This window comes from Vibrio kasasachensis (assembly GCF_050337565.1).
Classification (GTDB): Bacteria; Pseudomonadota; Gammaproteobacteria; order Enterobacterales; family Vibrionaceae; genus Vibrio; species Vibrio kasasachensis.
In genome coordinates this window covers 77,791-91,959 of sequence record NZ_JAKJTB010000008.1, presented here as the reverse complement: position 1 = coordinate 91,959, position 14,169 = coordinate 77,791, and the positions used below count along the sequence as shown (strand labels likewise).

Annotated in this window: 13 protein-coding genes and 1 pseudogene; 7 read left to right on the top strand and 7 right to left on the bottom strand. The window is 44.4% G+C overall.

The window, feature by feature from the left end:
- Positions 1-53: 53 nt before the first annotated feature.
- Both ykgO and L4C38_RS00735 read right to left on the bottom strand, forming a co-directional pair.
- Positions 54-179 (bottom strand): type B 50S ribosomal protein L36, encoded by a 126-nt coding sequence (ykgO, locus tag L4C38_RS00740; RefSeq protein ID WP_093276815.1) that lies wholly within the window; start codon positions 177-179, stop codon positions 54-56.
- 2 nt (positions 180-181) lie between these two features.
- Complete coding sequence (locus L4C38_RS00735; RefSeq protein WP_428795620.1) at positions 182-433, bottom strand: type B 50S ribosomal protein L31; 252 nt, start codon at positions 431-433, stop codon at positions 182-184.
- A 154-nt stretch (positions 434-587) separates the two neighbouring features.
- On the opposite strand from L4C38_RS00735, the gene tsaA reads away from it, so the two are divergent.
- A complete protein-coding gene (tsaA, locus tag L4C38_RS00730; protein WP_428795619.1) occupies positions 588-1,283 on the top strand; it encodes a tRNA (N6-threonylcarbamoyladenosine(37)-N6)-methyltransferase TrmO in 696 nt (231 codons plus the stop codon).
- A 111-nt stretch (positions 1,284-1,394) separates the two neighbouring features.
- Positions 1,395-3,110, top strand: a complete 1,716-nt coding sequence (locus L4C38_RS00725) for a proline--tRNA ligase (RefSeq protein WP_428795618.1) — start codon at positions 1,395-1,397, stop codon at positions 3,108-3,110.
- 75 nt (positions 3,111-3,185) lie between these two features.
- Here the strand turns inward: L4C38_RS00725 and L4C38_RS00720 are convergent, their stop codons facing one another.
- Complete coding sequence (locus L4C38_RS00720) at positions 3,186-4,031, bottom strand: class II glutamine amidotransferase (RefSeq protein WP_428795617.1); 846 nt, start codon at positions 4,029-4,031, stop codon at positions 3,186-3,188.
- A 372-nt stretch (positions 4,032-4,403) separates the two neighbouring features.
- Entirely contained in the window at positions 4,404-4,982 is a 579-nt protein-coding gene (gene lpcA, locus L4C38_RS00715) for a D-sedoheptulose 7-phosphate isomerase (RefSeq protein WP_428795616.1), read from the bottom strand.
- A 296-nt stretch (positions 4,983-5,278) separates the two neighbouring features.
- Between lpcA and fadE the strand changes: the two genes are divergently transcribed.
- Positions 5,279-7,726 carry an acyl-CoA dehydrogenase FadE gene (gene fadE / locus L4C38_RS00710; protein ID WP_428795615.1) on the top strand — a complete coding sequence of 816 codons (2,448 nt, stop codon included), beginning with the start codon at positions 5,279-5,281 and terminating at the stop codon, positions 7,724-7,726.
- Positions 7,727-7,808: 82 nt separating this feature from the next.
- Here fadE and L4C38_RS00705 read toward each other — a convergent pair whose 3' ends face one another.
- Positions 7,809-9,062 carry a TIGR03503 family protein gene (locus tag L4C38_RS00705; RefSeq protein ID WP_428795614.1) on the bottom strand — a complete coding sequence of 418 codons (1,254 nt, stop codon included), beginning with the start codon at positions 9,060-9,062 and terminating at the stop codon, positions 7,809-7,811.
- A gap of 8 nt (positions 9,063-9,070) precedes the next feature.
- Positions 9,071-9,805, bottom strand: coding sequence for a DNA polymerase III subunit epsilon (dnaQ, locus tag L4C38_RS00700; protein ID WP_428795613.1), 735 nt, complete (start codon positions 9,803-9,805; stop codon positions 9,071-9,073).
- Positions 9,806-9,862: 57 nt separating this feature from the next.
- On the opposite strand from dnaQ, the gene rnhA reads away from it, so the two are divergent.
- Positions 9,863-10,327, top strand: coding sequence for a ribonuclease HI (gene rnhA / locus L4C38_RS00695; protein WP_428795612.1), 465 nt, complete (start codon positions 9,863-9,865; stop codon positions 10,325-10,327).
- On the opposite strand, the gene L4C38_RS00690 is transcribed toward rnhA, so the two are convergent.
- Positions 10,324-11,058 (bottom strand): class I SAM-dependent methyltransferase, encoded by a 735-nt coding sequence (locus L4C38_RS00690; RefSeq protein ID WP_428795611.1) that lies wholly within the window; start codon positions 11,056-11,058, stop codon positions 10,324-10,326. The two genes, rnhA and L4C38_RS00690, sit on opposite strands and share 4 nt — an antisense overlap.
- Positions 11,059-11,091: 33 nt before the next feature.
- Between L4C38_RS00690 and gloB the strand changes: the two genes are divergently transcribed.
- From gloB to L4C38_RS00675, 3 genes and pseudogenes are all read left to right on the top strand, one after another.
- Positions 11,092-11,850 carry a hydroxyacylglutathione hydrolase gene (gloB, locus tag L4C38_RS00685; RefSeq protein WP_428795610.1) on the top strand — a complete coding sequence of 253 codons (759 nt, stop codon included), beginning with the start codon at positions 11,092-11,094 and terminating at the stop codon, positions 11,848-11,850.
- Between the two features lie 220 nt (positions 11,851-12,070).
- Positions 12,071-13,480: pseudogene (locus tag L4C38_RS00680) on the top strand (lytic transglycosylase); the annotation flags it as partial.
- The gene (locus L4C38_RS00675) at positions 13,477-14,163 is read left to right on the top strand and encodes a YIP1 family protein (protein ID WP_428795609.1); all 687 of its coding nucleotides are present in this window, start codon (positions 13,477-13,479) and stop codon (positions 14,161-14,163) included. The pseudogene L4C38_RS00680 and the gene L4C38_RS00675, both read left to right, overlap by 4 nt.
- Positions 14,164-14,169: the final 6 nt, after the last annotated feature.

Sequence of the window (14,169 nt, the reverse complement as noted above, 5' to 3'; positions counted from 1 at the left end):
CTCTTATTAATCAAGCCATGAACTCTTCTTCTCAATATTTCTACTCAACTCCGCTACTTTTGTACCGCTTTAAATCTAGGGTTTGCTTTGCAAATCACGTATAAGCGACCACGACGCTTAACAATTTGACAATCTGGATGACGATTTTTGGCACTTTTCAAAGACTTTAGTACTTTCATTTCTATTCCTTAAATTGACCAAAACGACGATTGAAGTTGGCAATTCTGCCCTCAGTCTGAACCACGCGTTGCTTGCCGGTATAGAAAGGATGCGACTCTGATGACACATCCAAGGTGCAATATGGATAGGTTTTGCCATCTTGCCAATCAATGGTGCGCTCGGTCTGCAACGTCGAACCGACAATAAAGTACTTATCAACGCTAGTATCATGGAATACCACCTTGCGGTATTCCGGGTGGATATCGGCTTTCATCTATTACCTCATATTAACTTGTTATGTTATAACATACCAAATGATAATTATTATCAAATAAAGTTGCAAGCACATTTTTTGTTCCTCGGATTGCCGCATACTTGAGTTCGAGTGTGTGCTATCTTGTGCGGGATTTTTTCACTGAGATAATGGCATGCATACCATTGACCCAATTGGCATAATCGAAAGCCCATATAAAGAGAAATTTGCCGTACCAAGACAACCACGTCTAGTGCCTACAGCCACCGCGCGCGTAAGGTTAGTCGGTGAAGTTAACTGCGCTGAAGCGATTCGCGGTATCGAACAATTTAGTCATATTTGGTTATTATTTCTGTTTGATCAAAATTTAGCTGCTGGCTGGAAACCCACCGTACGTCCACCTCGTTTAGGTGGAAATGAACGTATGGGCGTATTGGCAACTCGTTCAACTTTTCGCCCTAATGGAATTGGAATGTCTGCGGTTGAATTGAAAGGCATTCACCAAAAAGGCGACCAATTTTACCTAGAACTTGGTAGTGTCGATTTAGTCGACGGCACACCGATAGTGGATATAAAACCTTACATCCCCTACTCTGATGCAATTATTGATGCCAAAGGTGGATACGCTAATCAAGAGCCCGAAAAAGCGCTTGTTTGCTTTTTGCCAAGTGCAGTTGATAGTTTAGAGCAGCTTGAAAATGCTCACCATATACGCCAAGTGATTGAGCAGGTATTGGCACAAGATCCTCGTCCAGCGTATAAAAAAAACAAACCAGATAACAAAGAATACGCTGTAAACTTGTTCAATTTGAATGTTAAATTCACCGTAAACGATAACTTAGTGTCTGTAACCGTCATTGACCCCTTTTGACAAAGACGATTGGCTGATATTATAAACGGCTAAATTGAACTCCCATTGCGGGATCGCCAAACTCCTAACCATTTCGGTTGGAGTCTTAACTTTAATAAACGGATAAATTGAATGCGTACCAGTAATTATCTTCTTTCTACTCTGAAGGAGACTCCAAACGACGCAGAAGTAGTGAGCCACCAGCTCATGCTACGTGCAGGTATGATCCGTCGTCTAGCTTCAGGTCTATACACCTGGCTACCAACTGGTCTACGTGTATTGCGTAAAGTCGAAAACATCGTTCGTCAAGAGATCGACAATGCAGGTGCAATCGAAACTTTGATGCCCGTTGTTCAGCCGTTTGAACTTTGGGAAGAGACAGGTCGCTCTGAAAAAATGGGCCCTGAGCTACTTCGCTTTACTGACCGCCATGTTCGTCCGTTTGTACTAAGCCCGACAGCTGAAGAAGTTATCACTGCACTGGTTCGTAACGAAGTCAGCTCTTACAAGCAGCTTCCGTTAAATCTGTACCAAATCCAGACTAAATTCCGTGACGAACGTCGCCCACGTTTTGGCGTTATGCGTGCACGTGAATTCTGCATGATGGATGCATACAGCTTTGATATCGATAAAGCGGGTCTAGAGAAATCTTATCAAGCAATGCACGATGCCTACTGTAAGGCATTCGATCGCATGGGTCTTGAGTACCGCCCTGTACTGGCTGATTCAGGTGCAATCGGTGGTAGTGGCTCTCAAGAGTTCCACGTATTAGCTGAAAGTGGCGAAGATCTAATCGCATTCTCTACTGAATCTGATTACGCGGCAAACATCGAGAAAGCCGAGGCCCTAGCGCCTACAGCTGAACGTGCTGAGCCAACTCAAGAGATGACGCTTGTTGATACACCAAATGCAAAAACTATTGCAGAATTGGTTGAACAGTTTGATCTTCCTATCGAGAAAACCGTTAAGACGCTATTTGTTAAAGCATCTGACGAAATCGACGCACCGATCATTGCGCTAATTGTTCGTGGTGACCACGAACTAAACGAAGTAAAAGCTGAAAACTTGCCACAAGTAGCTTCTCCATTAGAGATGGCAACGGAAGGCGAAATGCGCGATCTAATTGGTGCAGGCGCAGGCTCACTAGGCCCTGTCGGTCTTGAACTGCCATTCATTGTTGACCGCAGCGTTGCGGTAATGAGCGATTTCGGTGCAGGTGCGAACGTTGACGATAAACACTACTTCGGTATCAACTGGGGTCGTGATGTTGAACTTGGTCAAGTTGAAGACCTACGTAACGTCGTTGAAGGCGATCTGAGCCCATGTGGCCAAGGTACGCTAATGCTTAAGCGTGGTATCGAAGTTGGTCACATCTTCCAGTTAGGTACAGCCTACTCTGAGAAGATGAATTGTGGCGTACTTGATTCGAACGGTAAGAACTCAATTCTAGAGATGGGGTGTTATGGTATCGGTGTTTCACGTGTTGTGGCATCAGCTATCGAACAGAACAACGATAAATACGGCATCATCTGGCCTGACGCTCTAGCGCCTTTCCAAGTTGCTATCGTACCAATGAACATGCACAAATCTGAGCGCGTTCAAGAAGCCGCTGAGAAGCTATACGCTGAATTAACAGCTATGGGCATCGAAGTGCTATTTGATGACCGTAAAGAACGCCCTGGTGTAATGTTCTCTGACATCGAGCTGATCGGTATTCCACACACTATCGTGATTGGTGATCGCAGCATCGACGAAGGTAACTTCGAATACAAGCACCGCCGCAGCGGTGAGAAAACAGCTGTGGCAATGGCTGATATTGTTGAACACGTTAAAGCTCAACTCGCTTAATTGCTTTATTGTTGTTAGAAACATGAAAAAGGCTGACGATATCGTCAGCCTTTTGTTTTATACATCATAGAAGGTTTAGTTGAGCGGTTCTGTTGGCGCTTGACTCGCGACTTTTTTGGGCGCAAATGCCACATCCACTAGCTCATCTTCGTTGCCATCAACTAACTCACCAAAATGGAAAATACCAAACTCACCCGGCTTCATTCGGTGCCAATTTTCATTGTCTGTTAGCGGTTGCGTCGCAATCACTGAAACGACATCATTGGGTGTGGTCTCTTCATGAAAGTTAATCGTGACATCTTCATCAATCAATGTCGCTTTACCAAATGGCGCTCGACGAGTGATCCAATAAAGATGATTAGTACAGTATGTCATCACATACTCACCATCAGAAAGCAGCATATTAAATACTCCTTTCTCTCGTAATCGGTCACAACACTGGGCAATAAAGCGGAATACGCCAACCATATCTTGTGGCGGCTCTGGATAACGTTCCTCTAATTGCTTCAGCAACCAACAAAAAGAAAGCTCACTGTCTGTTTGTCCAACAGAGCGAATACGCCCAGTTTGCAGATCTTGATAGTCACTCAGTTGACCATTGTGAGCAAAAGTCCAATAACGACCCCATAGTTCGCGTGTAAACGGATGCGTATTCTCCAAATTCACCGCACCACGGTTAGCTTGACGAATATGGCTAATCACCGCGAGACTTTTTATCGGGTAATTTTGTACCAGCTCTGCAATTTTTGAATCGCAACTAGGGTTAGGATCTTTGAAAGTTCGAAAGCCTTTGCCTTCGTAAAAGGTGATCCCCCACCCATCACGATGTGGACCGGTATTTCCCCCACGCTGCATTAAGCCAGTAAAGCTAAAACAGATATCCGTTGGTACATTTGCGCTCATACCAAGCAATTCACACATGGCTTACTATTCTCCCTCTAAATCAACCAGCATCAGCAATCGTTAATCATAATATGTGATAAACGATTATACCCAAGTAACCCCAAGATGCTTAGTTCAGCGAGAGTTGTTAGGTTTGCAGGCAAGGCGTCGATTTGAAAATCTAGTCGCTCTAAATTAAGAATCGATAACGTAGTCTGCGAACCTAACAAACTCGCCCTGTGGGAGTCTGTCACTGGAACCATTTTTGCGTCAAACAACTCGGAAATAGATGATTATTCCACGTCGTTGTTTTCCTTGAACTGGTACCAGTGACAAGACTCTGAATCCTGCATCTTGAAGTCACTTGGGTATACCTGATGTTGACTTAAACCGTGTGGTTTGAAACGGAGATTACTTCTCCATTTCCTTTTCAATTAGCTGAATCACAATATGGATGATCTTGATATGAATTTCTTGAATTCGATCGGCGTAACCGAAATGAGGCACTCGGATCTCGATATCCGCACACCCTGCCATTTTGCCGCCATCTTTACCCGTTAGCGCGATCGTCTTCATGCCTTTTACTTTTGCCGCTTCAATCGCATTAAGGATGTTACCTGAGTTACCAGATGTCGACAGACCGAACAGCACATCACCTTTTGAACCTACCGCTTCAAGGTAACGAGAAAACACAAAGTCATAACCGAAATCGTTGCTTACGCATGATAGATGACTAGGGTCTGAAATAGCGATACCTGGATAACCTGGACGGTTTTCACGGTAACGACCAGTAAGTTCTTCAGCAAAGTGCATCGCATCACAGTGAGAGCCACCATTACCACAAGACAAGACTTTACCGCCTTGCTTAAATGAATCAGCAATCAGTTTCGCCGCTGCTTCAATTTGTGCAATGTTGTGATCATCACTAAGGAACTTGTTCAGTACGTCAGCAGCTTCAGTTAGCTCACTTTTAATCAAATCCTGGTACATAAGCCTTCTCTTAAATCAGTATTAATGGGGATTTTCTACCCCTAACAGTTCTGAGTTTACTCGAACCATCTGTACTGTCGATAGTTAGCAGGCAACATTTCGGTGATTCTTGAGATTTCCCGTACACAAATTGGTCATTACCACACAAATATAGAATCTTTACTCTACTTAGATCACTTTTTAGACAACTGAGAGTTTTACATTTTGTTAATAAGTCGATTACAATTTAACTGGTTAGACCACTAAATTAAAACAGACGATAAAATAAGTAATCGGTCTGAAAAGGAAATCGATATATGGATATCTTGCTCTCTATACTTGGCTTTGCTGCGGTACTTGGTATATGCCTCTATCACCGAACATCCTTAATGATCGCCTTAGCAGCATTGACCACGACAATGGTCGCGCTAACACTGCTGGGCGGCTTGGGTTCCTTTAGTTGGGTTCTCTACCTTGCTGCCTCCACTGTGCTAACCATTCCATCAATTAGGCAATCATTGATCAGCCGGAAAGCATTAACACTGTTTCGCAAGGTCCTCCCTGCAATGTCTCAAACCGAAAAAGAAGCGCTCGATGCGGGCACGGTTTGGTGGGAAGCCGAGCTATTCAAAGGTAAACCTGATTGGAACAAGCTGCAGCAAATAAAAGCACCGAAGCTTAGTGCAGAAGAAAAAGCATTCTTAGATGGTCCTGTAGAAGAAGTGTGTGCCATGGTAAATGATTACCAAGTCACCCATGAACTTGCCGATCTCCCTCCACAAGTGTGGCAGTTCCTTAAAGAACATAAGTTCTTCGCCATGATCATCAAAAAAGAGTATGGCGGTCTTGAGTTTTCAGCCTATGCACAATCATTGGTGTTACAAAAGCTTACCGGTGTTTCTGGCGTCCTTTCTTCGACAGTAGGTGTGCCAAATTCATTGGGTCCCGGCGAACTACTGCAACACTACGGCACCAAAGAGCAAAAAGATCACTACTTACCTCGCCTTGCGCAAGGTAAAGAGATCCCGTGTTTTGCTTTAACCAGCCCAGAAGCTGGGTCAGATGCGGGAGCAATTCCCGATTATGGTGTGGTTTGTTACGGCGAATGGCAAGGTGAGAAAGTTCTTGGTATGCGTCTTACTTGGAACAAACGCTATATTACTTTAGCACCCGTTGCGACAGTTTTAGGACTGGCATTTAAACTACGTGACCCAGATGCCCTGCTTGGTGATACTGAAGATCTCGGCATTACTTGTGCGTTGATTCCAACCCATCTAAAAGGGGTTGAAATTGGCAATCGCCACTTCCCGCTTAACGTTCCATTCCAAAATGGTCCCACAACGGCTAGCGAACTGTTTGTACCCATTGAGTACATCATTGGTGGGCAGAAGATGGCAGGTCAAGGCTGGCGTATGTTGGTGGAATGCCTCTCTGTTGGTCGTGGTATCACCCTGCCTTCAAACGCAACGGGCGGCATTAAAACCGCAGCACTGGCAACCGGTGCATACGCGCGAATTCGCCGTCAGTTTAAACAGCCGATTGGTCGAATGGAAGGTGTCGAAGAGCCACTAGCGCGCTTAGCAGGTAATGCCTATGTGATGGATGCAGCCAGTGAACTCACCGTCGCAGGTATCGATTTAGGTGAGAAACCTTCGGTGATTTCCGCCATTGTGAAGTACCACTGTACCCATAGAGGTCAGAGTTGCATTATCGATGCGATGGATATCGTAGGCGGTAAAGGGATCTGTATCGGTCCTGCTAACTTCCTTGCGCGTGGCTATCAAGGTGCGCCGATTGCTGTCACGGTTGAAGGGGCAAATATACTCACCCGTTCAATGATCATCTACGGTCAAGGCGCGATTCGCTGCCATCCTTATGTATTAACTGAAATGGATGCCGCCTATTCAGAAAACAGTGATGCATTAGAGAAGTTCGATGCCGCATTAGCAGGTCATGTTAACTTTACCATTAGCAACCTAGTACGTAGTTTCTGGCTAGGTTTAACCGATGGTCGTTTATCTACCTCTCCGGAAAAAGATGAAACCCAACGCTACTATCAGCAGCTCAACCGTTATAGTGCCAACATTGCGTTGTTGTCCGATATTTCAATGGCAGTATTAGGTGGTTCACTCAAGCGTAAAGAACGTTTATCCGCTCGTTTAGGTGATGTATTGAGTCAACTTTACTTAAGCTCTGCTACCCTGAAACGCTATGATATTGAAGGGCGCAATAAACCAGATCTACCATTGGTTCATTGGGGCATGCAAGATAGCCTATACCAAACTGAACAAGCGATTGAAGGTCTACTGGAGAACTTCCCTAACCGAGTGATAGCAAAACTAGTGAAGTTTATTGTTATGCCACTTGGTCGCACACGCAAAGCACCAAATGACAAGTTAGATAGCCAAGTAGCACAACTGCTGCAAACGCCAAGTGATACGCGCTCTCGCTTAGGTCGCAACCAGTACCTAACCGCCAGCGAGTTCAACCCAGCAGGCCGAATCGAACAAGCACTGCATCTGATCTTGGATGCTGAACCATTGTTTAACAAAGTCTGCCAAGCTCTAGGCAAACGTAAGCCATTTATAATGTTAGATAAGATCGCCGAGCAAGGTCTAGAGATGAGCGTAATCAATCAACAGGAAGCCGAGCTACTTATTGAAGCTGAGAAGCAACGTTTGTATGTGATTAATGTTGACGATTTTGAGCCACAAGAGCTGGCAGCGAAACCGTTACAACCAATGACAATGGAAGAAGTTGCCTAGTTGACTACTACAAAAAGAAAAAGAGCTGCAATCGCAGCCCTTTTTCTTTAGTCAATTCAATGTTGATGCAAACGTTGATACCTTATTTCTTTGGCATTTCCAACTGCATTTCTGGAATAGCAGCCCGCTTTGCTTTCATCTTACGCATGACAAACCAGACCACCAAGCCCACCAATACAATCACTACATTACCAATGGCAATGATCGCGATACTCATCTTACGTTGTTCATCTCGCGCTTCTTGAATTCTTTGCTCTTCCACAAGCTTGCTCTGTTTAATGCGCTCTTGTTCTTGCAAACGGCGAGTCTCAGCCAAATCGATATCTTTCACCACACTGTAAGTATGTTGAGAAAGTGGGAACATTAACTCACGTCCGGAACCAAGATCGGTAGCAAATAGGTCACCAATCCATGAGTATTCACCAATAACACCAGAGTATGGAATGTTCATTGCCACTTTCATCGCATATTCCGAAGCCGCAACACCTTCCACCGCAATAACTTCACGCTTAGCATCAGTATGTTCGATATGGGCAGCTAAACTGCCCGGTTGAATCATACCTTGCTCGCCAGAGAAGATAACTTGATGTACCTGATCTTCTTGTCGTGATTGAATAAATGCTAACTCAATTGGATTGGGGTATACCAATACCTCTTGCTCTTGAGCTCGTAAGAACACACCATTACCTGATGTGATTCGCACCCGATACTTACCTGGCTGGGGAGATATGGGAAGTTTTACTGTAAAGACGCCGTCACCCGCTTTTTCATCCAGTTGTTGACCATCATCGGCAAACTCACCAATTTCAACGGGGACGGGACGCGCCTCTTTAATAAGCGACTCTTCGTTTTCAACAAACTTGGTAAAAGTGATCTTCAGCTTAACCCGATCAAGAAAATCTCGCAGCACCAATGGCTGACCGTCAGAAGTTAATCGTGCCGTAAACTTGAGTTCTTCGTTTTGGAATAATCGTTCCGGCAGTACGTCAGCAGATAACTTAAGATGAGAGATCAACTTAATCTTGTTTTTCGGCGTCACTTTACCAATTGCTTGCCAAGGACCCGACATTGGGTTGTCTATTGAGATAATATCCATCGAAGGTTCTTGATACCAACGCACCTTCTCAACATTTTTATGAGAATAATATTTCTTTCCATCTGGTCGAACGAGTACCACAGGTTGTGAGTTTTGCGCACGATAGATCACAAATGTGATCTGTTTAATACTGGGATCAACTCGAAAGCGGTTATCCAATAACGACATTGAGGAGCTCTGGGCTGCGTAACCCAATGAACTGACTAAAAGCCCTAGCAGGGCAAATCCTATCCTCAACATCCGATCTCCTATTGACGCCAAAGGCAACTACCGCTTTTATTCACGATATCTAAACGACTGTTATGTGCTTCTATTTCATCGGCGGTTGCACGTAAAACCTTTAGCGTTTTTCGCTGTTCAGAAACACGTTTTATCGACTCACCTCCCACACCCTCACCACCAGCGTTGAATTGCAAAGAAGTCTGTCCACCTGTCATCAATAGATAGACATCAGCCAAAATCTCCGCATCGAGCAATGCCCCGTGGAGAGTTCGATGAGAATTATCAATGCCGTAACGAGTACACAATATATCAAGATTGTTACGCTTACCTGGGAAGATTTTCTTCGCCATCGCCAACGTATCGGTGACTTTGCAGTATTGTGTTGTTTTGCCTATGCTTGGATTGAGTTTTTCAAACTCATAATCCATAAAGCCCACATCAAAGGGCGCATTATGGGCAATTAACTCAGCGCCGTTAATAAATGCTAAAAATTCTTGGTGCACATCTCGATATTCTGGCTTATCGCGCAAGAATTCGTCGGTAATACCGTGTATCTCAACCGCTTCTGCTTGAATTTCACGATCGGGTTTTATATAGACGTGAAAATGCCGACCGGTCAATTTTCGGTCAATAATCTCCACCGCACCGATTTCGACAATACGATGCCCAAGGTAATGAGGTCCGCCATCTTGGTTCATACCTGTGGTTTCGGTATCGAGTACCACGATACGATGCTGATTCGAATTGTTACTGGTATTCATTACAAACTCTGTGTCAGACTATCAGTCATTATATGCAAGCTCTTATAGTATCAAATCATGACGAAACAAGTGGAAATTTTCACAGATGGTTCTTGTTTAGGCAATCCAGGGCCTGGGGGCTATGGCATAGTGTTGCGTTACAAGCAAAATGAAAAGACCTTAGCAAACGGCTACACACTAACCACCAATAATCGAATGGAAATGATGGCGACCATTGTCGCATTAAAATCCTTGAAAGAACCGTGCGAAGTGATTTTAACCACCGATAGCCAGTATGTTCGTCAAGGCATCACGCAGTGGATTCACAACTGGAAAAAGCGTGGCTGGAAAACCGCTGACAAGAAACCAGTAAAAAATGCCGACCTTTGGCAACGTTTAGACAGTGAATCACAACGTCATAAAATCGACTGGCGCTGGGTTAAAGGGCATGCTGGTCATCGCGAGAATGAAATGTGTGACGAGCTAGCTCGAGCCGCAGCCGAGAATCCTACAGATGAAGATATCGGCTATATCCCAAATTAATTTGATTTGGATGAAACTTTGTAATTGACGCCAACTGGCGTCAATTTTCGTTTTAACTTCCAGTGGGGTCTGATGGGTTTTAACGGATAGGTCCGTTTACGTGCAACTATATAGTACACACTGCCAAAAGGGGCAGCCCAATCACCGATACTGTTCTCTAACCATGTCCACATCGTGCGCGAGCGCTGCATTGGAAACAGTCCATATCGGTCACACTCAATCACCTGATAGTTTAAAATTCCTAGCCAATCTTTAATTCTACTTGGAGTAAACATCCGCCCACTCCAAGGCAAGTTATTCTTCCGCCAAGGCATCAAACTGGCTAACCCCGTAAAGCTAATTGGGTTAAAGCCAGTAATAATCAGGTAACCATCATCCATCATCACTCTATCCACTTCTCGCAACATGCGATGTGGGTCATTGCAGTAATCAAGTTGATGGGCAAGAATAGCAGTATCAAAACTTTTCTCTAAAAAGGGTAAATCATAGCCATCTGCAATCACATTATGCAATGGATTGTGGATATCTAGGTTAACTTGATGTTGAATATTGCAATTACAGCTCGTTAATTCACAACTCAAGCCACCTAGCTTAAGCATGTGGTAACCAAAAAGCTTGGGGCACCACTCATCAAGCCGAGTTTGGATAGATTCGTTAACCCATTGACCATTTTTCAATTGAGCCCAAGAATGGGGCTGAATAAGTTTTTTTTCACTGCGTGCTGGTTTCATAGCTAGCTCACTTTGAAGTATGGAGACCCAACCATGTTAGACATCAAAAGCATACCTGCATTTAACGACAATTACATCTGGCTGATCAAAAATAGCGATCGCCGTTGTGCTGTCGTCGACCCGGGTGATGCAGCTCCCGTGTTGGCTTACCTCCACGCCCATGAGTTAACTTTAGATGCAATTTTAATTACCCATCACCACAATGATCATATCGGTGGCGTACCAGAGCTGGTCCGCCAATTCCCTGGAGTTGATGTTGTGGGACCTGCTGATGAGCCTGTGCCAACGTTAACTCATCCTGTTACCCCGGGGGATCAAATCAATTTGTTTGATGAAATATTTTTGGTCTTGGGCTTAGAAGGGCACACTCTCGGTCATATCGGCTACGTGGGCGATGGCAAACTATTTTGCGGGGACACTTTGTTTTCAGCCGGCTGTGGGCGAGTGTTTGAAGGTACCATGGAGCAAATGTACCAATCTTTGCAAAAGCTCGTCAGCCTTCCTGAAGAAACTTTGGTGTATTGCGCGCATGAATACACCGCGAGTAATGTCGCTTTTGCGCTTGCTGTAGAACCTGACAATCGCCAGTTACAAGATTATCGCGATGAAGTGAACCGCTTACGTGCGCAAAATCGACCAACATTACCAAGCACAATTCGCCGTGAAAAATGGATTAATCCATTCTTGCGCATTAATGAACCAAGTGTCATAAAGTCCGTCAATAGCCGAACTACTCAATTTGATCCAATATCAATTTTTACAGCGTTACGTGAGTGGAAGAACGAATTTTAACGTTTTCTTGCTTGTCAGATAACCAAAGTCGCAAGTATTATCAGCAGCCAATTTTTATAAGGGCTGTACCATGCGATTTAAACATAGCTGGGTGCTTGCACTGGTTTTAGCCGGTTGCCAATCTACCCAGCCCACTACTCAAAAGTCAGATGTAGACAAAACATCCGACAAACATTCTACTGTTGTGGTAGCTCCAGCCCCATCGGTGACTACACCCGTAGAACCAAAAGTAGTTGTTACGCCTCAGTCACAAGAAGATGTATGGCAACGTATCGCTATGCAACTTGACATGCCAATTCCAGACCACAAAAAAGTGGATTACTACCGAACTTGGTATTTAAAGCACCCAAATCATCTCAAAACGGTTTCACAACGCGCTCAGCCTTTCCTATTCCTTATTACTGAGCGAATTGAGCAACGTGGCTTACCACTTGAACTCGCGCTATTACCTATCGTAGAGAGCTCATTTGACGCATTTGCCTACTCACATGGCAGCGCCGCAGGTCTTTGGCAATTTGTGCCTTCAACAGGCAAGATGTACGGTCTAGAGCAGAACTTCTGGTACGATGGCCGACGTGATGTACCCGCAGCAACCGATGCCGCGCTCGATTTCCTAACGGACTTAAGCCAACGCTTTGATGGTAACTGGTCACATGCGATTGCTGCGTACAATAGCGGTGGCGGTCGTGTTTCAAGTGCCATCAGAAAAAACAAGAAGCTAGGCAAGCCTATTGATTTCTTCTCTTTAGACCTACCAAAAGAAACTAGCAGTTATGTACCTAAGCTACTCGCTTTAGCCGACATCATTGCCAACCAAGAAAAGTATGGTATCGATATCCCAGCAATTGCTAACAAAAAGGTGGTTAGCATTGTTCAACCGAAAGAGCAACTAGACCTAGCGATTGCTGCAAACTACGCTGGTATTTCTGTTCGCGAGTTACAAGGCTTGAACCCAGCTTATAATCAGTGGGCTACCGCACCAGATGGCAATACTCAATTACTTTTACCGATAAGTTCACTGGAGAAGTTTAATTCTGAATTGAACGCGAACCGCGGCAAAGGAATGAAGGTCGTTCGATACAAGGTCAAATCAGGCGATACGGTAAGCGTGCTTGCCCGTAAATACAGTACTACCGACAAAGTCATTCGCAACGCGAACAATATGAGTAATAACAACATTCGTATTGGGCAACACTTATTGATTCCAGTTTCAACCAAAGACGACCAAGCTTATACATTAAGTGCGTCAAATCGATTGGCAAAAACGCAATCGACGGCTCGTGGAAAATACAAACTAACCCATACTGTGAGTAAAGGTGACAGTTTATGGAGTATCGCTAAAAAGAATAAGATCTCCCATACCTCACTGGCCAAGTGGAATGGTATGGGACCACGCGATACATTGCGTATAGGTCAAAAACTGGTTATTTGGAAAAATAGCTCTGATGGCGCTATCATTCGTACTGTGTTTTACAAAGTACGCAGTGGTGACACCGTGAGTGGTATTGCCAATAAATTTAAAGTGAAAAGTCACGATGTCGTGAAGTGGAACAATCTACAACAGAAAAAGTATCTACAACCCGGTCAAAAACTTAAACTATATGTCGATGTAACTAAGGTTAGCGTATGACGCCATCAAGCAACCCTTTGACAATGCTAGTCGATATTTTTCGATCGCCTAGTGCTTGCTTTATCGCCCTGCACCAACGAGGCATGTGGGGCTGGCAACCGTTCATAGTATTGCTTGTAACCCCTTTCCTTTTTTGGGGCGCCTATTTTGACTTGGTTGATTTTGAGTGGCTCAAGCTAAGCTTGATTCCTCAACTACAGCAGGTTAGCCCGAATCAAATTGAGTTGCTTGACGCAAATACCTTAATGGCATCCGAAATTATCTTAGATATTTTCGGGCGCATCACGACAATCGTTTTACTCGCGTTCTGGTTCTTTTTTGCTACGAAACCAAGCCAACACCAACATGGCTTTTGGCAATGGTTCGCGGCAAGCTGCGTGGTCATTTTCCCAGCAGTACTGGGCGATCTAGCCAGTTATGTCAGTGCACTACTAAAGCATGGGCAAGTATTAAGTTATGCAGCTGATTTAAATAGCCTTAACGGTTTACTTAAACTGCCAATGACCAGTGATTGGTTCGAATTTGCCAATGCATTCCCGTTATTAATGCCTTGGTATATCGCTCTGGGTTATGCTGCTGTAGGAGCATGGACAGAATTTGAACGCGGTCAAGCGCTCGCGATTTCTGCTTTACCTTGGGTCGCCTACTTTACCGCATGGGCTTTATATTTAACGATTTTCTAATGTTTT

What these genes read in the sequence shown, in the direction of transcription:
- lpcA (WP_428795616.1), bottom strand. Translation starts at nt 4,982, where the DNA reads ATGTACCAGGATTTGATTAAAAGTGAGCTAACTGAAGCTGCTGACGTA.
- fadE (WP_428795615.1), top strand. Translation starts at nt 5,279, where the DNA reads ATGGATATCTTGCTCTCTATACTTGGCTTTGCTGCGGTACTTGGTATA.
- L4C38_RS00725 (WP_428795618.1), top strand. Translation starts at nt 1,395, where the DNA reads ATGCGTACCAGTAATTATCTTCTTTCTACTCTGAAGGAGACTCCAAAC.
- tsaA (WP_428795619.1), top strand. Translation starts at nt 588, where the DNA reads ATGCATACCATTGACCCAATTGGCATAATCGAAAGCCCATATAAAGAG.
- L4C38_RS00720 (WP_428795617.1), bottom strand. Translation starts at nt 4,031, where the DNA reads ATGTGTGAATTGCTTGGTATGAGCGCAAATGTACCAACGGATATCTGT.
- L4C38_RS00705 (WP_428795614.1), bottom strand. Translation starts at nt 9,062, where the DNA reads ATGTTGAGGATAGGATTTGCCCTGCTAGGGCTTTTAGTCAGTTCATTG.
- L4C38_RS00735 (WP_428795620.1), bottom strand. Translation starts at nt 433, where the DNA reads ATGAAAGCCGATATCCACCCGGAATACCGCAAGGTGGTATTCCATGAT.
- gloB (WP_428795610.1), top strand. Translation starts at nt 11,092, where the DNA reads ATGTTAGACATCAAAAGCATACCTGCATTTAACGACAATTACATCTGG.
- L4C38_RS00675 (WP_428795609.1), top strand. Translation starts at nt 13,477, where the DNA reads ATGACGCCATCAAGCAACCCTTTGACAATGCTAGTCGATATTTTTCGA.
- L4C38_RS00690 (WP_428795611.1), bottom strand. Translation starts at nt 11,058, where the DNA reads ATGAAACCAGCACGCAGTGAAAAAAAACTTATTCAGCCCCATTCTTGG.
- ykgO (WP_093276815.1), bottom strand. Translation starts at nt 179, where the DNA reads ATGAAAGTACTAAAGTCTTTGAAAAGTGCCAAAAATCGTCATCCAGAT.
- dnaQ (WP_428795613.1), bottom strand. Translation starts at nt 9,805, where the DNA reads ATGAATACCAGTAACAATTCGAATCAGCATCGTATCGTGGTACTCGAT.
- rnhA (WP_428795612.1), top strand. Translation starts at nt 9,863, where the DNA reads ATGACGAAACAAGTGGAAATTTTCACAGATGGTTCTTGTTTAGGCAAT.